Genomic DNA, 20,461 nt, shown 5'->3' with positions numbered 1-20,461 from the left:
TCAGCCACGCCTGCTCCCTGCCGCCGCCGTCAGAAGTGCTTCCACTCGATCAACTCCACCAGCGAAACTGAAGGTCTGCTCGTAGTAGGCGTGCGCCTCCTGCTGGAGACGGACCAGTTCCTGGCGTCCGTCAGCCACCATCGCGCGCAGCTCGGTCACGAGCCCGTCGACGTCGCCAGAAGTCACCGTTCGTCCCCCCGAGTCACGGACCGCTGCCGCCGCGTCACCGCCCAGGGCGCCGACGATCGGGCGACCCGCCGCCAGGATGGCCTGGATCTTGCTGGGCATCGTGATGTGGGCCAGAGGGTGGTCGTTCAGGCCGACGTAGTGGACGTCGGAGTCGGCGTTCAGGTCCTTCATCTCCTCCATGCCGATCCGGCCGAGGAACGAGACGTTGGATGCCCCCACCTCGTCGGCCAGACGCCTGAGGCGTTCCTCCTCCGTCCCCGAGCCTGCGATGAGGCAGCGGAGGTCGAGGTCCGTGACCCGGCCGCAGGCACGCACCAAGGTGTCGAGGTCCTGGGCACCACCGAGCGTGCCGGCGTACACCAAAGCGATCGTGTCCTGACCGAGTCCGTGGCCCCGCTGGTCGGGCGAGCAGGCGCGCTGGTGGATCGATTCGTCGGCCCACATGGGCGCGTAGGCCAGCTTGTCGCGGGAGACACCACGCTGGGCCAGAATCTCGCCGACGCCCGGCGAGATGTACGCCACTCGGTGGGCGGAGGCGTACATGCGGTTGCAGAGCGAGTGCAGGGGCTTCTCGAGGGCGGACCCCAGCCCACCGCCCAGGCCGCTGGCGGTGACGGTGTCGGGCCACAGGTCGAGCACGTGGACCACGGTCGGGACCTTGGTCCGTCGCTGGAGGGCGAACATCGGCAGGCTGATCGTCACCGGCGAGTAGTTGACCCACAGGGCGTCGACGTCCCTGAGAGCATCCATCCCTGACACCAGTGCCGAGGCGGCGAAGCTGCCGTAGTTGAGCCCCCGTTGCACGACGGAGTCGTCGTGGCTCGGATACAGGGCCACTCGACGTACCTGGACGCCGTGGCGCTCCTCGTCCAGGCGCCGCGACTGTTGGTAGCCGTCGAAGACCTTGCCCACCGGGTAGTTCGGAAAGCCCGTGACCACCTGGACCTCGTGACCACGCGCGGCCAGCTCGACGGCAAGGCTCTCGGGGAGCGCGGCCGGCCCGGGCTCAGGCCCGTACCACTGCGTGAGCAGTCCGATCTTCATCGTCAGTCACCAGCCACCGTGCGCAGCGTGCGCAACAGGATCTTGAGGTCACCGACGAAGCTCTGGGTGGCGACGTAGTCGCAGTAGAGCTCGACCTTGCGCGGCAGGATGACGCTCACGTAGTGGGCCTCGGGGTCGTCCACGCCCGCCAGCTCCTCGGCCTCTCGACGGAACTCGATGGAGGCCGGATCAGTGATACCCGGCCGCACCGAGAGGATCTGGTGCCGCTGCTCAACGGGCCACTCGGCCACGTAGCGAGGGACTTCGGGGCGCGGGCCCACCAGGCTCATGTCGCCTCGCAGCACGTTGATCAGCTGTGGAAGCTCGTCAACCTTCGTCGAGCGCAGCCACGCACCCACCTGCGTGATCCGCGGATCGTGACCGGCCGTGACCTGGGCCCCGGGAGCACCGGCACGCATGGTCCGGAACTTCAGGATCTCGAACGTGTCACCGCCGCGGCCCACCCGGGTCTGGCGAAAGATCACCGGCCCCGGGGAGGTCAGCTTCACCGCGACGGCAGCAAGGAGCATGAGAGGACTGGTGACCGCAACCCCCAGCCCGGCAGCGAACACGTCCACCGCTCGCTTGGCCATCACTGCCCCCGGTTGCCCTTCACTGCCGTGATCACCCGTTCGACCTGCTCGTCGGTCATGCTCGAGAAGGCGGGCAACGACACGACCCGCTCGAACTCCCCGCTGGCGACCGGGTACTGCTCAGGGCGGAGCCCTGCGCGGTCTCGCCAGTACGGCTGCAGGTGCAGCGGGATGAAGTGGACGCTGGTGCCGATGCCGCGAGCAGCGAGATCCTCGATGAAGAGGTTGCGGTCCTGACCCGCGGGGAGGCGCAGGACGTAGAGGTGCCAGGCGTGGAGCGTGTCCTCGTCGCCGGGCGCGGGGAGCTGCAGGTCCAGCCCGCCGAAGGCCTCGTCGTACGTCCGCGCGATCTCCGCACGTCGGTCACGCATCTGTCGCGCTCGCGGCAGCTGGACGCGGCCCATCGCGGCCGCAGGGTCGGTCAGGTTGTACTTGTAGCCGGGCGCGACCACGTCGTACTGCCAGGACGGCTTGGTCGAGCGGTAGCGGTCGAAGGCGTCGCGGCTGATCCCGTGCAGGCGCATGATGCGGACCCGCTCCGCGAGCTCGGCCGAGCGCGTCACGACCATGCCACCTTCACCGGTGGTGATGGTCTTGGTCGCGTAGAAGCTGAAGACCGTCGCGTCGGAGACGCCGCTGCCGACCAGCTCACCCTCGGCTGCTGCAGGCAGCGCGTGGGCCGCGTCCTCCACCACCTTGAGTGCGTGCCGTCCGGCGAAGTCACGCAGAGCGCTCGGTGAGACCGGGAGTCCCGCGAAGTGAACCGGCATGATCGCCCTGGTGCGCGGGGTGACGAGAGCCTCGGCCGCCTCGAGGTCGATGTTGAGGGTCTGCGGGTCGACGTCCACCAGGATCGGCTCGGCGCCCAGGTAGCGCACGACCTCAGCGGTCGCGGTGAAGGTCCAGGTCGGCACCAGGACCTCGTCACCCGGGCGGATGCCGGTGGCCTCCAGCGCCAGGTGGAGCCCGGCAGTGGCGGAGTTGACCGAGATGGCGTGGACACCCTCGCCGCACAGCTGCGCGAAGTCCCCTTCGAAGCCCTTCACCTCGGGTCCCGAGGAGAGCCAGCCCGACCGGATGGCCGTCGCTACGGCCTGAACCTCGTCCTCGCCGACGTCGGGTAGCGCGAAGGGCAACGGGGCATCATTCACGCTCAGACGCCGATCAGGGTCCGGAACGCCGGGAGTGCCATGAGTACGTCGACCACCTGGTCCACGTCCAGTCGCTCGGTGTTGTGCGAGTGGTAGTCGTCCATCGTGGACTCCTGCTCGTCACCCTCGTCGAAGAACTGGCCGTAGTTGAGGTCACGGGCGTCGACCGAGACGCGGAAGTAGTCGCCCTGGTCCTCCGAGCGGGCGAGCTCCTCACGGGTCGCCAGCGTCTCGTACAGCTTCTCGCCGTGGCGAGTGCCGATGACCTCGAGCTTGGGCTCGACGCCCATGGCCTTGCCGACGGCGCGGGCCAGCACCTCGACCGTGGAGGCCGGCGCCTTGCGGATGAAGAGGTCGCCCGGCTGGGCGTGCTCGAAGGCGTGGTCGACCAGCTGGACCGCCTCGTCGAGCGACATCAGGAAGCGCGTCATGTCGGGGTCGGTGAGGGTGAGCGGCTTGCCCGCCTTCAACTGCTCGACGAAGAGCGGGATGACCGATCCACGCGACGCCATCACGTTGCCGTAGCGCACGGTCGAGACCGTGGTCACCGCCGTGGGGTTGTTGCGCGCGAAGGCCTGGGCGACCTTCTCCATCATGGCCTTGCTCATGCCCATCGCGTTGACGGGATAGGCGGCCTTGTCGGTGCCCAGGCAGACGAGGGAGCGTACGCCGTTGGCGTTGCTCGCCTCGATCACGTTGGAGGAGCCGAGGATGTTGGTCTTGACCGCCTCGAGCGGGAAGAACTCGCAGCTCGGCACCTGCTTGAGGGCGGCCGCGTGGAAGACGAAGTCGACGCCGCGGGTGGCACGGTCGACGCTGCCGTAGTCACGGACGTCACCGATGTAGAAGCGGACACGCGGGTCGCTGAGGTGGCGACGCATGTCGTCCTGCTTCAGCTCGTCACGGCTGAAGACGCGGATCTCCCGGACGTCAGAGGTGAGGAGCTGTCGGATCATCGTCGACCCGAATGACCCGGTCCCTCCCGTCACCAGGACGGTCGCGTCGTTCGCAGCGGTAAGTGAGTGCACGGTTCCTGCTCTTCCCCTTGACGGCAGATGCCGGGGGCAGTCTAGGTGCCCGCGCCGGGGCACATCCGGCCGCGTCCTACTTTCCTCCTCCCGAGGGACTGGTCCAGTCCAGCTGGCTGAACTCATTCATCTGAGGAACGGCTCGAAGCCGAGCACGCCACCCTCGCGCGCTCGGCACGTGCGTCATATGGCCCTGCCTCCCGAAGGGATCACCGAGGCCCATCCACTCCGCAACGTCGATGGGCAGGGGCTGCCAGGCGTCGTTCACTTGATTCATCGAGACCTCCGGGGAAGTGGAGTGATCCTGCTCACTGGGGCGACCAGTAACCCACACCAGGACGACAGTTGCCGGCAGGAATACCCCGGCGCCGCCGTGTCAACGCGTGCGGTCTAGACGACCTCTCGCGCACCCGTGAGCGGCACCACATTTTGCGGTTCACCGTGTACCCCTAATTGGGGATCTTCGGCCCCCAAGCCCTCTGCCTTCTGGATCTCCCGCACGACCACCTCCCGCTCTTGCTGTCCTAGAAGGGTCATCTCGGGCACGCACCAGCACATCCGGCCATCGTGGCCTCACCCCGGAGGACAGGTCCATGCACCAACGCACCACCGTCGCGCGACCCACCCGTCGCACCCTTCTAGCCGCCTCGGCGTGGAGCGTGCCGACCATCGCCGTCGCGGCCGCGGCACCGGCGTACGCCGCCTCCGCGACGCGGGCCCTGACGTACTCCACCGTCCCCACCGCCGAGATCACCACGGTCGGGACGACGAAGCACTTCCACGGCACCCTCGCCGTCATGAATCCCAACGGCTTCGCCACCTCAGGGCTGCAGATCGTCGTCGGGCTGCCCAGCGCCTACTCGACGGCCGCCCCGACCCCGCTCGTGATCAACGGAGGCGCAGCAGGCTGGACGACCCCCTTGGCCGGGGTCACCGGCGGGGTCTACACGTACACGTTCACCGCCACCACCCAGCTCGCTGGGGAGGCCACCGCGCACGTCTCCTTCGACACGGACCTGCTGGGCACCCTGCCGTCGGCCCTGCCTCCCATCACGGTCACGGCCAGCGCGAGCAACATGAAGCAGGTCTCGGCCTCTGCGGCGCCGAAGTTCGTCAGCTGATCAAGTCCGCTGGCGCGGCAGCCAGGCGGCGCCGGGCAACAGTGCGACGACGATCGCGATCACTCCCGCACCGATGACCCCACCGAGGGTGTTGGCCACGATGTCGACGAACTGCGCGCTGCGGGCACTGAGCAGGACCCCCTGCGTCAGCTCAACCGCCGACGAGGCCAGGAAGGTGTAGGCCACCCAGTCGGTCCACCGGAGCCCCGGGAAGACCCAGGCGCCCAGGAAGGGCACGGGCGCGAACATCAAGGCGTTGAGCACGAACTCCACGCGTCCTGGCGCGACCCACGCCTCCGGGAAGCCGAAGCGCACCAGCAGGTCGTCGACGCCCAGCACCGTGCCGGAGGCGATCTCCGGCGTCGGCTGGAAGAGGACCACGGCCAGCGCGAGGACGTAGACGGCGAGCGCGATGCGCGCGTACGTGGTCAGGGAGGTCTGCACCGGGTCGATTGTGCCTGTTCCGCCCAAGGCGTACGACGACCGCTGCGCCCGCCCCCCTCACTCCACGTCACGACTCCACTCCGGATCGCGGGGTCGCCTCCACCAGGGGTCGGTAGCGCGTTCGGCCACCTGCACGAGGTCGGGGCGGCCGGCCACCACCGCACCGATGCTGTCGAGCGCCTCGTGGCCCGGCGTGAAGTAGCCCGAGTGAGCCTCGCCCACTCCCGGGGCCCATCCGCGGTCGGGACGCTCCGCGCGGAAGCGGATCGCACCGAACTCCTCCGACGCCGGGTCGACGCCCAGGCCGACGCCGCCCTTGCCGACCCAGCCCTCGTCACCGAGGGTGGCCACGAGGTCGCGGCTGTCACGCCCCACGTAGACCTCCCCCACCCCCAGGTCGCCCACCCTCTCCGCCTCCCCCGCCCCGGGTGCTCCCACCAGCACCAGCGCATCGACGTCGAGGTCGCCACGCGTGCCGGCGTACGACACCGTCGTCGCCCCGTAGCTGTGGCCGAGCGCCGTCCACCGCGCGCCGGGGGAGGCGTCGCGCAGGCTCGCCACGTCCCGCGCGAAGGACTCACCTCCCCGCTCGGCACGCACCTCGGTGCGGGCCGCCGGGTCCGCCACCGCATCCGGCGCGTCGTAGCCCAACCAGAACCACCCGGCCGTCTCCCCGTGCTCCTGCGCTGCGTCGACGACCGCCTCCACCCGCCGCACCTGGGCGCCCACGTCGCTCACGTCCGTGCCCACGCCCGGCGCCAGCACCACCTGGTGGTCGGCTCCCCGCACGTCGCCCACGCCCACGACGACCGCGCCGTCGCCGTCGAAGACCTCGGGGTCGTAGGTCCACAACGTCGCCCCCGGCGTGCGGTGGAGCATCCGGTCGACCGCCCGGGCGTTGCGCCACACGCTCTCCTCGTCGGGGTCCAGCCGCGCGTCGCGGTGCCGGGTCCGGCCCGCCGCCACGTCGAGCTCGACCGCCACCCGGTGCGCCACGTCGCGATCCGCGACCACGTCCAACTCCTGGCGCTTTGTCGACAAAGACCCTCCAGTGGTCAGAGCCGCGACCCACGCCAGCGCCTCCTCGACGTCGACGTCCCCCGACGCCAGCCACTGCGCCAGCGTCAGCAGGTCGGCGGCAACCCGTCGCCATCGTTGGGCAGCCCGTCGCGTGGCGGCCGACGCCGCAGCGACCTGGGCCGCGTACGCCTCCCGGGCCGCTCCGCGCCACACTCCCGGTGCCCAGCGTTGCTCAGCCTCCTGCGCGAACTCCTCGAACCGGACCGCCGCGGCCCCCAGCTCCCGTCCGGCGTCGGAGAGTCGGTGAGTCAACGTCGCAGCGCTCAGCTCGGTCACGGCCACACCCTGCGAGCCAGACGCGCCAGGTCGGCCACGACGTCAGCCTCCACCCCTGCCACGTCGTCGACCAGCCCGCGCATGCCGCTGGCCCAGCGAGTCGCCGCGCCCTCCCACGCGGCCAGGTCGTCACCGACCTCCGCGCCCAGCCCCGACAACGGTTCCGGCCAAGCGTCCGCCTCACGCCGCGACTCCCCCAGCACCCGCGCCAGGTGGTCCCACTGAGCCGCGACGTCGACCATCGCCCGCTCCCACAGCTCGAACCGCTCCCCATCGCCCACTGCCTGCTCCCTCCGACGTGGACACGAGCCTGCCGAACCGCCACCTCGCGACGGTCCGCGTTTCCCCAGCCCCACGCCCCCGGCAAGGGGTGAGGACTTCTCCCGGCATGACGACGCTCCCCCGGCCATGGGCCGAGGGAGCGTCGTCGAACGTGCGTGGTGCCGCTGGCGGCTGTCAGCTCGTGGGCGCCGGCGGGTTCAGCACGTCAGCGAGCAGACCGGGCTTGTCGGTGATCAGGCCCTCGGCCCCCGACGCGAGCGCGGTGCGGTAGTCGCTGGCCGTGGCGAGCGTCCACACGCTCGTGGTCAGACCGGCGGCCCGCGCTGCGGCAGTGATGTCCCACGTGGTCAGCAGGTACTGCCCGTGGATCTGCTCGGCCCAGGTCGCCCACTCCGCCAGCTGCGTGGCGCTCGGCGGGAAGACCGTCAGGGCCCCCACCGGCACGTCGGTGTGCGCCTGGGCGAACGGCTTGAGGAAGGCGTGGTTGAACGACGACACCGTCAGCTTGCCGGCAGCCTTGAGTGCGCCCAGCTTGCCGTCGGCGAGCTCGCGGTCGAGCAGGGCACGCATCGCCTCCACCTCCTCGGGCGTCCCGGTGTTGAGCGGGTGGAACTTCACCTCGAGCACCAGGTGGGCCCGACCATCCATCGCGGTCAACCACTCGTCGAGGCTCGGGATGCCCTCGCCGACCCACTGCGCGCCGGCCCAGCTGCCCGCGTCGAGCTGCTGCACCTCTGCCCAGGTGAAGGCGCCGACGGGCTCGCCCTGGCGACCGGGGAAGACGGTCGCGACGTTGGTCGTACGCTCGAACGTCTGGTCGTGCACGATGACGGGCACGCCGTCCTTCGTCAGCTGGACGTCGATCTCCATCGCGGTCGCACCGGCAGTCAACGCCGCCTCCATGGCGCCGAGCGTCTGCTCGGGGCCGAGGGCCGCGCCCGCGCGGTGCGCGATCTCGAGGGGAGTGCGGCTCAGGCCGGTGCGGACCGGAGCCGTGACGACCGTGGGGATGCCGTTGAACGCAGCGGCCCGCACGCGGTACCACGCCGGGTAACGAGCGGCCGCCACGGCCAGGGCGACGTCAGCCTTCTTCGCCGACGTCGTCGCGACCGTCGTCCATGCGCCGTCGACGTGGCGCTCGACGGTGACCTGACGCCCGGCGCGCACCGGCGTCAGCGTGCCGGCGTACGTCGTGGCGACGTCGGCGTCGACGCTGCCCGGACGCGCCGGGAGCTGCTGGGTGACGACCCTGAGGTTGAGGGAGCCGGCGGCGTACGTCTTCTTCCCCACCACCGCGCGGACGCGGTAGCGCACGCTGCCCTTGGCCTTGGTCGGCACGGCGGAGGTGAAGGACACCTTCTTCTTCGCGCCGAGCTTCGTACGCCCGACCGCACGCCACGCCGTGCCGTCACGGCGCTGCAGGACGATGGTCGCCTTGCGCTGCTGCTTGGCCTTCAGCGTGCGGAACTTCTTGGCGGTCGGCCGCTTCGCCGTGAACGTGACGCGCTCGCCGGCGACCGCTGCAGCGACCGACGCGGTCAACGGCTTGCTCGCGCGCGCGGAGGACGCCTCCGCCGCGTGCGTCGGGGAGAGAGCAGCCACAGGGGCCAGGAGACCGAGGGCCAGACCAGCACCCACCACACGACGGGATGCACGACGAGACGACACAACACACTCCAGGATCGGGGGACGCAACAGGCGCGATTGTGCCAACTGCCGGGCCTCCCCGGACGCGAATGCACCAGGCGACGTTGCCGTCCCCTCGGGCTGGATCAGTCCTTGAGGAAGGCTGCGACCCGCTCGTGGTAGCCGGGCGGCTGCAGCAGGAACGAGTCGTGGCCGAAGGGTGAGGCGATCTCGGCGAAGTCGACCTTCGCCCCACAGGCCTCCAGCTGCTCGACCATGCGCAGCGACTGGCGGGTGTCGAAGCGCCAGTCGGAGTCGAACGACGTCACCTGGAACTGCGTACGCGCGGCAGCCAGGCGCTCGGCCGTCCACGGGTCGGCGAACGGGTCGAAGTAGTCGAGCAGTCGCGTCAGGTAGAGGTAGCTGAGCGCGTCGAACCGGTCGAGGAAGACGTCGCCCTGGTGCTGGAGGTAGTGCTCGACGGCGAAGTCGGGCTCCATCCTCATCTCGTCACCGACGGTGTCGCGACGGTGGCCGAACTTCGTGTCGAGCGACTGGTCGGAGACGTAGGTGATGTGGGCCATCATGCGGGCGACCTTCTGCCCCAGCCGCGGGACTGTGTCGTGCTCGACGTAGCGACCGCCGTGGAACTCGGGGTCGCTCATGATCGCCGTGCGGGCGACCGAGGAGAAGGCGATGTTCTCGGTGCTCAGCCGCGACGAGGCCGCGACGAGCACGGCCTTCTCGATCTCGTCGGGGGCGTCGATGGCCCACTGCAGGATCTGCATGCCGCCCAGCGAGCCGCCGACACCGGCGTACACACGCTCCACGCCGAGGTGGCGCATGAGCTTGCGGTGCACCGCGACGAGGTCGCTCATGTGCAGCATCGGGAAGTCGAGGTAGTAGGGCTCGCCGGTCGCCGGGTTGAGCGACAGCGGCCCGGTGGTGCCCGAGCAGCCGCCCAGGATGTTGGGCGCGACGACGAAGAACCGGTCGGTGTCGAGCGGCTTGCCCGGACCGATGATGTTGTCCCACCAACCGCGCTTCTTGGCTCCAAGGTGCAGCCCGGCGGCGTGCGCGTGGCCCGTCAGCGCGTGGCAGACGAAGACGACGTTGTCGCGCTCGGGCGACAGCTCGCCGTAGGTCTCGTACGCCACCTCGACGTGGTCGAGGCGACCGCCGCCACGCAGACGCAACGGATCGCCCTCGGAGAAGAGGACGACCCGCTGCGTCTCGACGTAGTCAAGGGGGCCAGTCACCGCTCCATGATCCCACGCCCGCCCCAGCGCACTGCCCGCGAGGGGGCGGGCGTGGACAGGTGGCGGCAGACCGTTGAACACCGAGGTGGCGCACGACACACTGGTGGCCCGGAATGACGCTTGCCAGGAGGTGCTGACCCTGCGAACCACGGTGAGCGGCCCGTCCCAGGTCCCCCGTCGACACGCCGACCGACCCACCAGCATGGTGTGGCCGGTCTCCACCTTGGTCGTCTCGGTCCTGGTCACCGCCAGCATCCTGGTCGTCGACGGCCCGGACGCCGAGGGGTGGCCGACCGCGCTCGGCCTGGTGGTCCTGACGGCCGTGGCGAGCGTCAAGTGGCTGGTGCACACCGGACGCCTGTCGCAGCGGTGGCGGCCCCTCCTCCCGGTCCTGTCGTTGGCGGCCCTGCTGTGGATGGGCACCGAGATCGTGCCGGTGGCGCCGACGGCCGCCCTGGTGGTGACGCTGCCGCTGCTGTGGCTCGCCTTCGAGTTCGGCACCACGGGCGCGCTCCTCGCCTTCGTCGGCCTGCTCGCGGTCCTGCAGATGCTCTACTCAGGCGGCGTCGTCCCGGGCCAGGGCGAACCCCTGTGGGTGCAGTACGTGCCCCTGGTGCTCCTGGGCCTCGGCCTGCTCTTCGGCGGACTCCAGCTCGCCCTCGAACGCGAGAGGCGCGAGCAACGGCTCACCGAGCAGGCAGACCGGCTCCGCGCCACGCTGGAGGCCTCCGAGGACCAGCTCCTGCTCATGAAGACCCTGCTCGACACCGTGCAGGTCACGATCGTCGCCTACGACGACGCCGGCGAGCAGATCTGGGACAACCCCGACGCCCGCGCTCTGGCCGCCCGGGCCGGGATCCGGAGCGACGGCACGGCCGAGCCGGTGGTGCACTACTACGAGGCCGACCGGGTGACGCCGGTCCCACCGGAGGAGTACGCGATCCCCCGGGCCCACCGGGGGGAGGAGTTCGACGCGCAGCTCGCCTGGTTCGGCCCGCCCGGCGACCAGGTCGCCTACCTGCTCTACGCACGCCAGATCCACCGCACGCCCGAGGACCGCTACGGCTACGTCATCGTGGGCATCCCGGTCACCGACGTCCTGGACTCCGTGCGCGCCCGCGAGGAGTTCCTCACCACCGTTTCTCACGAGCTGCGTACGCCACTCACCTCGATCATCGGCTACCACGAGCTGATCGAGGAGGAGCTCGACGCCGATGACGTCACGGCGCTGTCGATGCTCCGGATCGCCCAGCGCAACGCCCACGTCCTGCTGAGCCGGGTCAGCCAGCTCATCCAGGCGTCGGGCACGGGCGAGGGCATGGAGCTCAAGCTGCGCTCGGTGGACGTGGTCGAGCTGACGGACACCACCCTCACGCAGCTCCATCACGCGGCCGACGCCGCCGGCATCGACCTCACCGTGCAGGTGCAACCGGGACTCAAGGCCACGCTCGACCCGGACAGGTTCGCCCAGGTCATCGACAACCTCGTCAACAACGCTGTGAAGTACACGCCCGCTCCGGGAGCGGTCGACGTACGCCTGTGGCAGCACGCCGACGACCTCGTCCTGGAGGTCGCCGACACCGGCCCGGGACTCAGCGAGAGCGAGCAGAGCCACGTCTTCGAGCGGTTCTACCGCACGGCCAGCGCCACCGAGCAGGCCGTGCAGGGCATCGGCGTCGGACTGTCGGTGGTGAAGGCGATCGTCGAGGCCCACGGAGGCGTGATCGAGCTGGAGAGCAACCCGGGGGCGGGCACCCGCTTCGAGGTGCGGCTCCCCCTCGACGGACCTCCGCAGGCCGAGGTCTGACGCAGCGACGGCGCGGTGGGCGCGTACGGGCCGTACGTCGACGCGAACGGCCCCACCCGCCGGGAGCGGATGGGGCCGTGGGGACGCGGGGCGTCAGGTCACTTGCTGGCGGTGAGCGCCTGCTCGAGGTCGGCGATCAGGTCGTCGACGTTCTCGATGCCGATGGAGAGACGCACCAGGTCCTCCGGCACACCGGCCGCCTCGAGCTCCTCGGGCGTGAGCTGCGAGTGGGTGGTGGTGGCGTTGTGCACCGCGAGCGACTTGGCGTCGCCGATGTTGACCAGGTGGCTGAAGAGGTTGAGCGCCTCGATGAACCTCTTGCCACCCTCACGGCCCGACTTCAGGCCGAAGGAGAGGAGGCCGCCGTAACCCTTGCCGGTGGAGATGCGGTCGTAGACCTCGCGGTCGGCGCTGGACTCCAGACCCGGGTAGGAGACCCACGCGACGAGGTCGTGCGCCTCGAGCCACTGGGCGACGGCCAACGCGTTGGAGGAGTGGCGCTCCATGCGCAGGTGCAGCGTCTCCAGGCCCTGGAGGAAGAGCCACGAGTTGTGCGGGGTGATCGCGGCGCCGGTGTTGCGCAGCAGCACCGTGCGGGCGCGGATGATGAAGGCGAGGTTGCCGACGGCCTCGGTCCACACGACACCGTGGTAGGCGGAGTCCGGGCCGGTGAGGCCCGGGAAGCGCTCGGCGTGGGCGGCCCAGTCGAAGTTGCCCGAGTCGACGATGATGCCGCCGATGGAGGTGCCGTGGCCGCCGATGTACTTGGTGGCGGAGTGGACCACGACGTCGACGCCGTGCTCGAACGGGCGCACCAGGTAGGGGGTCGAGGCGGTGGCGTCGACGATGAACGGCAGGCCCTGCGCGTGCGCGGCCTCCGACCAGGCGTCGAGGTCGGCGACGTTGATCTTCGGGTTGCCGACGGTCTCGCCGAAGACCAGCTTGGTCTTCTCGTCGACGTACTTGGCCAGGTCCTCGGGCTTCGTCGGGTCGACGAAGCGCACCTCGATGCCGAACTGCGGCAGCGTGTGGGCGAAGAGGGCGTACGTGCCGCCGTAGAGCGTGGACATCGCGACGATGTTGTCGCCGGCGTAGGTCAGGTTGAGGACCGAGTAGGTGATGGCCGCGGAGCCCGACGCGACGGCCAGCGCGCCGACGCCGCCCTCGAGCTGGTTGACGCGGTCCTCGAAGACCGACTGGGTCGGGTTCATGATGCGCGTGTAGATGTTGCCCGGCTCGGCCAGCGCGAAGAGGTTCGCGGCGTGCTCGGTGTCGTTGAAGACGTACGAGGTGGTCTGGTAGATCGGGACCGCGCGACTGTTGGTGGTCGGGTCGGCGACCTCCTGGCCGGCGTGCACGGCGAGAGTCTCGGGACGGTAGTTCATGAGGGCTCCTGGGCTGACGAAGTGACGAACAGCGTCACGTCTGAAATACAACTAGGAGACTAGACTTCATTCAGGCCAACGTCTCGCAGTGCGAGCACCGCGTCCGTCACACGAGACAGCAGTTGCTCGGACGTCGTCCCCGGCGCCGCGGTGAGCAGCGCGCGGTCGCGGTCCTCCATGAAGCCCTCCACGACGCCCTCGACACCCAGGAGCGCGTCCCCGAGGTCTTCGCACCGCTCCCCCAGCACCTCCTCGATGTTCTCCGGGAGGGAGACGCCCCAGCCACCGGGCCCGATCGGGAGGTCGATGACCGAGCGGTGGGAGCAGCCATCGCGCGGATCGGTCGCGAGCGCCCACGGGAGCGGGGAGCCGTGGAACCGGGCATGGATTTCGGCGACGTAGGCCGATCATGACGGGCCAACTGCCGGGATCGTGAGGATTTCGAATCACCCATCTAGAGGATGGCTCTTCGAACTGGTGTTCGAATAGAGTGGTCACAGGTTCTCACTCAGGGCACCGGGTCACCGCCTCGGTGGTGGCATCCGGAGACGGTGGGGCCAGTTGCGAGGGTGACGTGATCGTCCGGCAGGTCCGGGCCTCCAGGAGCAACGACCAGCAGACGCCACAGACGCGGCGTGCCGAGTCGTGGTCGTGGGAGGAGGTGGGGTCGTGCATCCGGTGAACGCTGTTGCTGCGTCGATCAGCTCGTCGCTGAAGTCGGTGGCCGACGTGAACCCGACCTTCATGCGGACCGAGGAGAAGGCGGATGCACTCCTCGCCTTGGCGGACGCGGAGTCGCGCGTGGCCGAGCTGCGGCTGCGGGTCATGGCTGCGGCCGGTGACGTCGCCGAAGGTGGAGGGTTCCGCTCGATCGCGACCTGGCTGGCCCACCACGGGCGCGTACGCCGCGGCGACGCCGCCGCCGACCTGCGGCTGGCCGAGGCGCTCGACCGCGACCTGCCGGTCCTGGCCGCAGCACTGCGCGAGGCACGGACCAACCTGGCCCAGACCCGGGTGATCGCGCACGCGATGGCGGAACTGCCCGACGACGTCGACCAGGACGTCCTCGCCCGCGCGGAGGCCGAGCTGGTGAGGCTGGCCGACGACCATGACCCCAAGGACCTGGCCGTGCTGGGGCGCCGCATCCTTGAGCTGGTCGACCCCGACCGCTTCGAGGAGGCCGAACGCCGCCGCCTCGAGCAGGCCGAGCGGTACGCCGCCCAACGTCAACGCCTGCGCCTGCGCGCGGCCGGAGACGGACTCACCCGGATCTCCGGGGTCCTCCCCGACGCCGTCGCAGCCCGCCTGGCCACCTACCTGCACGCGTTCACCAACCCGCGGCTGGCCGACGGGGCCGTACGCGCGTCCACGGGCGCCGAGGGCAACGCGGGTGGCGTTGGAGGCAACGGGCACGGCGAGCGCGGCGCGGGCGCGCGACGCTTTCGGGCCGCCGTCAACCACCCACGGCGGCTCGCCGAAGCCTTCGGTCAGCTCCTGGAGACCCTCGACCCGAAGCGCCTGCCGATCCACGGCGGCGACGCGACGAACGTGACCGTCACGATCTCCCTGGACGCCCTGCGCGACGGCATCGGCACCGCGACCCTGGACAACGGAGTCCCCGGCGACGGGTTCGACACCCTCACCGCCGCCCAAGCCCGACGCCTCGCCTGCAACGCCAAGATCATCCCAGCCGTCCTGGGCACCGACTCCGAAGTGCTCGACCTCGGGCGGGCCTCACGACTCTTCACCAAAGCTCAACGCCGCACACTCCTGCTGCGCGACACCACCTGCCGGGCCCAGGGATGCGACATCCCCGGCACCTGGTCCGAAGCCCACCACCTCGTCCCCTGGTCGCAGGGCGGCACCACCGATCTCGACAACGCCGCCCTTCTTTGCTCCCACCATCACCACCGAGCCCACGACCCCGGCTACGACACCAGCCGGATGGCCAACGGCGACCTACGGTTCCACCGACGGAGGTAGACCGATGCTTGCGGCGAGGCTGGATGACACTCGGTCGTCTGACCGCGGCGCAGGACGACCATCACACCTGCCCTGGCAGGAGGGCCATCCTCGGCTTCCGCAAATCCACGGCGCGGCACGCGTTCTCGGGGGACCATGACTCGCATGACCACGAGGACACGCTGGGAGCGCGCCCACGAGTCCTACCGGTCACGCAAGCACTTCGCATCATTGGACGGCCTCAGAGGGATCAGCATCATCGCCGTCGTGTGGCATCACTCGGCGGCGACGAGCGACGGCGTCCTGAGCCTGGGATACCGCGGCGTCGACCTCTTCTTCGCCATCTCGGGGTTCCTCATCACGACGTTGCTCCTGCGTGAGCACGAAGCACGCGGCCGCATCGACTTTCGCGCCTTCTTCGTACGTCGGGCGTTGCGCATCTTCCCGCTCTACTACGCCGTTCTCGCCTTCTACCTCGTGCTCTGCTGGGGACCACTCCGGGGAACTCGCGTGAGCGAGAACTTCTTCACGAACCTCCCGGCCTTTGCGACCTACACGACGAACTGGTTCGTCGAGCTCACCCCCGGCGAGCCGACGGTCTTCTACCACGCATGGTCACTGGCCACCGAGGAGCAGTTCTACCTCCTGTGGCCGCCACTTCTCATGCTGCTGCTGCCTCGCCGCTTCGGCCTGACGGCAGCGGGGATCATCATCGGCGCGCTTGCGATTGCCGACGTGGCGATCGCGAGCACCACCAGCGCCGATTCCTTCGCGCTCACGGTGTTCACCAGTCTCGCCACCGCCATCTGCGCAGGTGCACTCATGGCGATCGCGCTCCACTCCCGAGCCGTGTTCGTTCGCATCGCGCCGCTCCTGTGCAACCCCGTCGCACCCCTGTGCGCGGCACTGGCGGTCGCCGCACTCCTCTTCGTGAAGCCGGACCCGACTCTGCTGGCTGTCTCGATGGCGACACTGGTGGCAACCACGTGCATGCGAGACGATCACCTCCTTCGCCCACTCTTGACCTGGAAGCCGCTCGCCTACCTCGGCCTCGTGAGCTATGGCATGTACCTCCTCCACCCCCTGGCACTCCGCCCCATGGTGGCCCTCGTGAGCCCGACCTACTGGTTCCCGATGACCATGGCCGTGACGCTCGTGATGGCTTGGGCCAGCTACCGCTACCTCGAGTCGCCCCTGCTCCGAGCGAAGGGTCGGTTCTCGCCCGGACGGTTCCAGAACCCTCCGTCGCCGAGGACCACCACGGCGGCGCGAGGAGAAGAACCTTCCCGTCACGCCCTCGCCGTGAAGTCACCGAGCTGAACGCACAGAACCCCGTCCCGCACGAGGCGGGACGGGGTCCTGGGAGTGGATCAGTGCGAGGTCAGACCGCGATCTGGACCTCGGCCACGGAACCGACCTGGGCGTGGACCTTGCGGTCCACCGGCTCGGCCTTGGGGGCAAGGGCGCGCAGCGTCCAGACGCCCTCGCCGGCGAAGAACCGGAAGTGGCCGGTGGCCGACAGCGGGACCTCGGCGGTGAACTCGCCGGTCTTGTCGAGCAGGCGCACATAACCGGTGGCCACGGGCTCACCGTCACGCAGGACCTGGCCCTGGATCACGGCCTCCTTGGAGACGTTGACGCCGTCGAGCGAGAGACCGCCCTCAACCGCGCCGCACATCAGGCGACACCGGGCTCGTCGCCGAGCGCGACCGGGACGCCGACGAGGGAGCCGTACTCGGTCCACGAGCCGTCGTAGTTCTTGACGTTCTTGTAGCCGAGCAGCTCCTGCAGCACGAACCAGGTCAGCGACGAGCGCTCACCGATGCGGCACAGCGCGATGGTGTCCTTGGAGTCGTCGATGCCGACCTCGTCGTAGAGCTTGCGCAGCTCGTCGTCGGACTTGAAGGTGCCGTCGTCGTTGGCGTTCTTGCTCCACGGCACGTTGAGCGAGGTCGGGATGTGGCCGGCGCGCTGGGCCTGCTCCTGCGGGAGGTGGGCCGGGGCGAGCAGGCGACCGGCGAACTCGTCGGGGCTGCGCACGTCGATGAGGTTCTGCACGCCGATGGCGTTGACCGCGTCGTCGCGGAAGGCGCGGATCGAGAGGTCCTGCTCCTGGGCGACGTAGCTGGTCGCCTGGCGGGTCGGGACGTCCTTGGTCAGCTCGCGGGCGTCGAGCTCCCACTTCTTGCGGCCACCATCCATGAGCTTGACGTTCTTGTGGCCGTAGAGCTTGAAGTACCAGTACGCGTAGGCGGCGAACCAGTTGTTGTTGCCGCCGTAGAGGATGACGGTGTCGTCGTTGCTGACGCCGCGCTCGGAGAGCAGCTTCTCGAAGCCCTCCTTGTTGACGAAGTCGCGGCGGACCTGGTCCTGCAGGTCCTTCGTCCAGTCCAGCTTGATCGCGGTCGGGATGTGGCCCTTGTCGTAGGCGGCGGTGTCCTCGTCGACCTCGATCAGGACGATGCCGTCGGCGCCGAGGTTGTCCTCGACCCACTGGACGGAAACGAGGGAGTCTTCACGGCTCATGTCTGGTGCTTCTCTCTTTCGGGATGGTGGTGCAGGTGACCAGGTGTGTCAGGTGTGTCAGGTGGGTGCGCTCAGGCCGTGCGGGGCGACGTGGCCCGGCGCAGCAGGAGGTACATCTCGCAGCCGAGGCAGAAGCCGAAGGCTGCGTTGAGCAGGGCCGCGGCCAGCGCGAAGCCGACGGCGACGAGGCCCACGATCTGGAGGCCGGCGAGGAAGCCGACCAGGCCGACGACCGCGAACGCGAGGCCCACGGCCTGGGCGAACCGCGGCGGCGCCGAGTCCTCCCACTCCGCGGGCGGGCCGAGGCGGGGTCGTACGAGGGTGCGGAAGAGCCAGGCGTACGGCGTGCGGCTGACGCCGAGCAGGGCTCCGGCGGCGAAGAGCACCGCCTGGACGGCGAGCAGGACGACGGCGAACGCGCTCGGGGCGGTCGCGAGGACCACAGCGAGGACGACCGTGGTGAGGACGGCGCCGAACTGGGGACCGCGCGGGTCGACCTGGTCCGCAGCGTGGCCGGTCGGCGCCTGGGGCGCAGGGGTGTCGAGAGTGCTCATGTCCTGATTCCTGGTGAGGGGTTCCAACGGCATGCGACGACGCGTCGCACGGGAGGAGGGGCCGACACCCGGCACCTTAGTCGAGTTATCCGATCGACAAAAGGGACTGGAGTCAGCCTCAGGACATTCGACAGAGGGACGAGTGCACGCGGCAGTGATCCACTGCGCGTCGCTTCGTCAACCAGGTCGAACTCATGGGTCGAGAGTAGGGAACTCCCTCACGGGGTGCGAATCCGCGTCTCACATTGTGGTCGCATAGACCACATGATGAGACTGAGAGTGCTTTTCAGGCGGCGGCGACGTCAGTCGACCTGCGCCAGCGCCGTGAGCACCTGCTGCTTGGTGGGTGCCCCGGCGGCCCGGGTGACCTCGACGCCGGAGGCGTCCAGCACGAGCGTCGTGGGCGTACGCATGACGTCGAGGCGGCGTACGAGGTCGAGGTGCGACTCCGCGTCGACCTCCAGGTGGACGACACCCGGGACCACCGCGGCCACCTCCTCCAGCGTCCGGCGCGTCACCCGGCAGGGAGCACAGAAGGCGCTGGAGAACTGCAGGAGCGTCGCCCGCTCGCCGAGCTGGTCGGCGTACGCCGTGTCCTTCACCGCCGAGTCAGCATGCGGCAGCTCGTGCGCGGTGCCAGCCGGGTCGGAGGTCGCGGCCTCTCGCCCAGCGCCCCGCACCCGATGGGTGCCGCGGAACCGACCGTCGGTCATTGCGCGCCACAGCCCGAAGGCGCAGGCAAGGACCACGCTCGCCACGAGAACCCACAGACCTGGCGTCATTTCCTTCATCCTTCGTGCAAGCCCGCCTGTCCGGCGGGAAGAAGAGCCTTGAACCGCGCCCGGTCGACGACCCAAGCACCCATGGCCTCGCCCGCTGCCCACGGGCACCCGAGGCTACGCGGGCACCCCGATAGGGCTCACCAGCTGCCCGCCGGCCTCAGCCGCCGGCGAAGGGCGGGAGGAACTCCACGCTGCTGCCCACCGGGACCGGGACCGACCCGGGATCGTTCGTCCCCACCGGCCGGTCGTCCACCAGCACCGAGCAGACCGCGAGGACCCGAGCGAGGTCCACATCGTGGTCATGGAGAGCGAGGGCATGGTCGCGGGCCGACGCCACGGTGAGCTGCCCCTCCACGGTCAGGACGTCGCTCGCCACGCCTGCGGCGGCCCGCGCGGCGGCCCAGTAGCGGAGTGTGATCTGCCCCATGTCGCCACTCTCATCTGCCTTTGAGTGGTCACGCAAGGTCGCCATGCCGGTTATTCTCCCCACAGTCCACAAGTGAGGGAGGCAGCCGTGAGCACTCTGCTGCTACTCACCAGCGCCCTCCAGCCGTCCTCCGACGTGCTGCCCGGTCTCGCGCTGCTGGGACACCACGTGAAGATCCTCCCGGCCGAGGGCAGCGCACTGCTCGAGGCACCGGACTCCGACCTCGTCCTCGTCGACGGGCGTCAAGAGCTCGCCCACGCTCGTGACCTCTGTCGCCTGATCCGCACCACCGGCTCCGAGGCACCGGTGCTGCTCGTCGTCACCGAGGGCGGCCTCGCCGTCGTGGCCCACGACTGGGGCATGGACGACGTCGTGCTCCACACCTGCGGCCCGGCCGAGCTCGAGGCCCGGATCCGTCTCGGGATCGGGCGCCTGTCGGCCCAGCGGGAGGCCGCCGACCCGGACGCCCACGTGATCCGCAGCGGCGAGGTGGTCGTGGACGACGCGACCTACACCGCCCGACTCGGAGGCCGAACCCTTGACCTCACCTTCAAGGAGTTCGAGCTCCTGAAGTTCTTGGCCCAACACCCCGGACGTGTCTTCAGCCGCCAACAGCTGCTGCAGGAGGTCTGGGGTTACGACTATTTCGGGGGTACGCGGACGGTCGACGTCCACGTGCGGCGGCTGCGCGCGAAGCTCGGCCCCGAACACGAGACCCTCATCGGCACGGTCCGCAACGTCGGCTACCGGTTCGTCCTGCAGAAGGACCGCGGCCAGGAGCCCGAGTCGATCGCACCCGCCGACACCGCGCCGGACACCACGCCGGACATCGCCGCGGACAACCACGTGGAGTCCGAGACCACCTGAGCCCGACCACGCCGTCCGGGGTGAAGGACTCGTTCTCGTTCCCGTCGCCTCCTGACCG

General features: G+C 69.8%; 21 protein-coding genes. 5 read left to right on the top strand and 16 right to left on the bottom strand.

Annotated features, from left to right (window positions below; genetic code table 11):
• Genes FCL41_RS02125 through FCL41_RS02110 form a run of 4 tightly spaced genes read right to left on the bottom strand, consistent with a single transcriptional unit; the run spans nucleotide 1 to nucleotide 4,131 of the window.
• Nucleotides 1–1,233, bottom strand: coding sequence for a glycosyltransferase family 4 protein (locus FCL41_RS02125; RefSeq protein WP_137064184.1), 1,233 nt, complete (start codon nucleotides 1,231–1,233; stop codon nucleotides 1–3).
• 2 nt (nucleotides 1,234–1,235) lie between these two features.
• The gene (locus FCL41_RS02120; RefSeq protein ID WP_137064185.1) at nucleotides 1,236–1,826 is read right to left on the bottom strand and encodes a sugar transferase; all 591 of its coding nucleotides are present in this window, start codon (nucleotides 1,824–1,826) and stop codon (nucleotides 1,236–1,238) included.
• The gene (locus tag FCL41_RS02115) at nucleotides 1,826–2,977 is read right to left on the bottom strand and encodes a DegT/DnrJ/EryC1/StrS family aminotransferase (RefSeq protein ID WP_137064186.1); all 1,152 of its coding nucleotides are present in this window, start codon (nucleotides 2,975–2,977) and stop codon (nucleotides 1,826–1,828) included. The genes FCL41_RS02120 and FCL41_RS02115 overlap by 1 nt, the downstream gene beginning before the upstream one ends.
• Nucleotides 2,978–2,979: 2 nt before the next feature.
• Complete coding sequence (locus tag FCL41_RS02110) at nucleotides 2,980–4,131, bottom strand: polysaccharide biosynthesis protein (protein WP_137064187.1); 1,152 nt, start codon at nucleotides 4,129–4,131, stop codon at nucleotides 2,980–2,982.
• A gap of 467 nt (nucleotides 4,132–4,598) precedes the next feature.
• On the opposite strand from FCL41_RS02110, the gene FCL41_RS02105 reads away from it, so the two are divergent.
• Nucleotides 4,599–5,126, top strand: a complete 528-nt coding sequence (locus tag FCL41_RS02105) for a hypothetical protein (RefSeq protein WP_137064188.1) — start codon at nucleotides 4,599–4,601, stop codon at nucleotides 5,124–5,126.
• Here the strand turns inward: FCL41_RS02105 and FCL41_RS02100 are convergent, their stop codons facing one another.
• The 5 genes from FCL41_RS02100 to metX all read right to left on the bottom strand — a co-directional run bounded on the left by FCL41_RS02100 (nucleotide 5,127) and on the right by metX (nucleotide 10,093).
• Nucleotides 5,127–5,570, bottom strand: a complete 444-nt coding sequence (locus FCL41_RS02100) for a VanZ family protein (protein ID WP_170970122.1) — start codon at nucleotides 5,568–5,570, stop codon at nucleotides 5,127–5,129.
• Nucleotides 5,571–5,627: 57 nt separating this feature from the next.
• Complete coding sequence (locus FCL41_RS02095; RefSeq protein WP_137064190.1) at nucleotides 5,628–6,926, bottom strand: alpha/beta hydrolase; 1,299 nt, start codon at nucleotides 6,924–6,926, stop codon at nucleotides 5,628–5,630.
• Nucleotides 6,923–7,207 (bottom strand): hypothetical protein, encoded by a 285-nt coding sequence (locus FCL41_RS02090; RefSeq protein ID WP_137064191.1) that lies wholly within the window; start codon nucleotides 7,205–7,207, stop codon nucleotides 6,923–6,925. Before FCL41_RS02090 ends, FCL41_RS02095 begins: the two co-directional genes overlap by 4 nt.
• Before the next feature lie 175 nt (nucleotides 7,208–7,382).
• Nucleotides 7,383–8,810 (bottom strand): glycerophosphodiester phosphodiesterase, encoded by a 1,428-nt coding sequence (locus tag FCL41_RS02085; protein WP_137064192.1) that lies wholly within the window; start codon nucleotides 8,808–8,810, stop codon nucleotides 7,383–7,385.
• Between the two features lie 170 nt (nucleotides 8,811–8,980).
• Complete coding sequence (metX, locus tag FCL41_RS02080) at nucleotides 8,981–10,093, bottom strand: homoserine O-acetyltransferase MetX (RefSeq protein ID WP_137064193.1); 1,113 nt, start codon at nucleotides 10,091–10,093, stop codon at nucleotides 8,981–8,983.
• Between the two features lie 151 nt (nucleotides 10,094–10,244).
• Here metX and FCL41_RS02075 point away from each other — a divergent pair, with 151 nt between their 5' ends.
• Nucleotides 10,245–11,900, top strand: coding sequence for a sensor histidine kinase (locus FCL41_RS02075; protein ID WP_137064194.1), 1,656 nt, complete (start codon nucleotides 10,245–10,247; stop codon nucleotides 11,898–11,900).
• A gap of 98 nt (nucleotides 11,901–11,998) precedes the next feature.
• Here the strand turns inward: FCL41_RS02075 and FCL41_RS02070 are convergent, their stop codons facing one another.
• Both FCL41_RS02070 and FCL41_RS02065 read right to left on the bottom strand, forming a co-directional pair.
• A complete protein-coding gene (locus FCL41_RS02070) occupies nucleotides 11,999–13,285 on the bottom strand; it encodes an O-acetylhomoserine aminocarboxypropyltransferase/cysteine synthase family protein (RefSeq protein WP_137064195.1) in 1,287 nt (428 codons plus the stop codon).
• 59 nt (nucleotides 13,286–13,344) lie between these two features.
• A complete protein-coding gene (locus tag FCL41_RS02065) occupies nucleotides 13,345–13,533 on the bottom strand; it encodes a hypothetical protein (RefSeq protein ID WP_137064196.1) in 189 nt (62 codons plus the stop codon).
• Between the two features lie 421 nt (nucleotides 13,534–13,954).
• Here FCL41_RS02065 and FCL41_RS02060 point away from each other — a divergent pair, with 421 nt between their 5' ends.
• Nucleotides 13,955–15,268 (top strand): HNH endonuclease signature motif containing protein, encoded by a 1,314-nt coding sequence (locus FCL41_RS02060; RefSeq protein ID WP_137064197.1) that lies wholly within the window; start codon nucleotides 13,955–13,957, stop codon nucleotides 15,266–15,268.
• Nucleotides 15,269–15,412: 144 nt separating this feature from the next.
• Nucleotides 15,413–16,567 carry an acyltransferase family protein gene (locus tag FCL41_RS02055; RefSeq protein WP_170970124.1) on the top strand — a complete coding sequence of 385 codons (1,155 nt, stop codon included), beginning with the start codon at nucleotides 15,413–15,415 and terminating at the stop codon, nucleotides 16,565–16,567.
• Between the two features lie 61 nt (nucleotides 16,568–16,628).
• Here FCL41_RS02055 and FCL41_RS02050 read toward each other — a convergent pair whose 3' ends face one another.
• The 5 genes from FCL41_RS02050 to FCL41_RS02030 all read right to left on the bottom strand — a co-directional run bounded on the left by FCL41_RS02050 (nucleotide 16,629) and on the right by FCL41_RS02030 (nucleotide 19,536).
• Entirely contained in the window at nucleotides 16,629–16,925 is a 297-nt protein-coding gene (locus tag FCL41_RS02050) for a DUF1416 domain-containing protein (protein WP_137064199.1), read from the bottom strand.
• A complete protein-coding gene (locus tag FCL41_RS02045; protein ID WP_137064200.1) occupies nucleotides 16,925–17,773 on the bottom strand; it encodes a sulfurtransferase in 849 nt (282 codons plus the stop codon). Before FCL41_RS02045 ends, FCL41_RS02050 begins: the two co-directional genes overlap by 1 nt.
• A 71-nt stretch (nucleotides 17,774–17,844) precedes the next feature.
• On the bottom strand, nucleotides 17,845–18,327 hold the full coding sequence (locus tag FCL41_RS02040; RefSeq protein ID WP_137064201.1) for a DUF4395 domain-containing protein: 483 nt from the start codon (nucleotides 18,325–18,327) through the stop codon (nucleotides 17,845–17,847).
• A 302-nt stretch (nucleotides 18,328–18,629) separates the two neighbouring features.
• Complete coding sequence (locus tag FCL41_RS02035; RefSeq protein WP_137064202.1) at nucleotides 18,630–19,109, bottom strand: thioredoxin family protein; 480 nt, start codon at nucleotides 19,107–19,109, stop codon at nucleotides 18,630–18,632.
• A 157-nt stretch (nucleotides 19,110–19,266) separates the two neighbouring features.
• Nucleotides 19,267–19,536 carry a ubiquitin family protein gene (locus FCL41_RS02030; RefSeq protein ID WP_137064203.1) on the bottom strand — a complete coding sequence of 90 codons (270 nt, stop codon included), beginning with the start codon at nucleotides 19,534–19,536 and terminating at the stop codon, nucleotides 19,267–19,269.
• Nucleotides 19,537–19,623: 87 nt separating this feature from the next.
• Between FCL41_RS02030 and FCL41_RS02025 the strand changes: the two genes are divergently transcribed.
• Nucleotides 19,624–20,403 (top strand): response regulator transcription factor, encoded by a 780-nt coding sequence (locus FCL41_RS02025; RefSeq protein ID WP_137064204.1) that lies wholly within the window; start codon nucleotides 19,624–19,626, stop codon nucleotides 20,401–20,403.
• Nucleotides 20,404–20,461 lie beyond the last annotated feature (58 nt).

The sequence above is a fragment of the Nocardioides jishulii genome, assembly GCF_006007965.1.
Classification (GTDB): Bacteria; Actinomycetota; Actinomycetes; order Propionibacteriales; family Nocardioidaceae; genus Nocardioides; species Nocardioides jishulii.
This window is presented reverse-complemented; position numbering and strand designations above follow the sequence as displayed.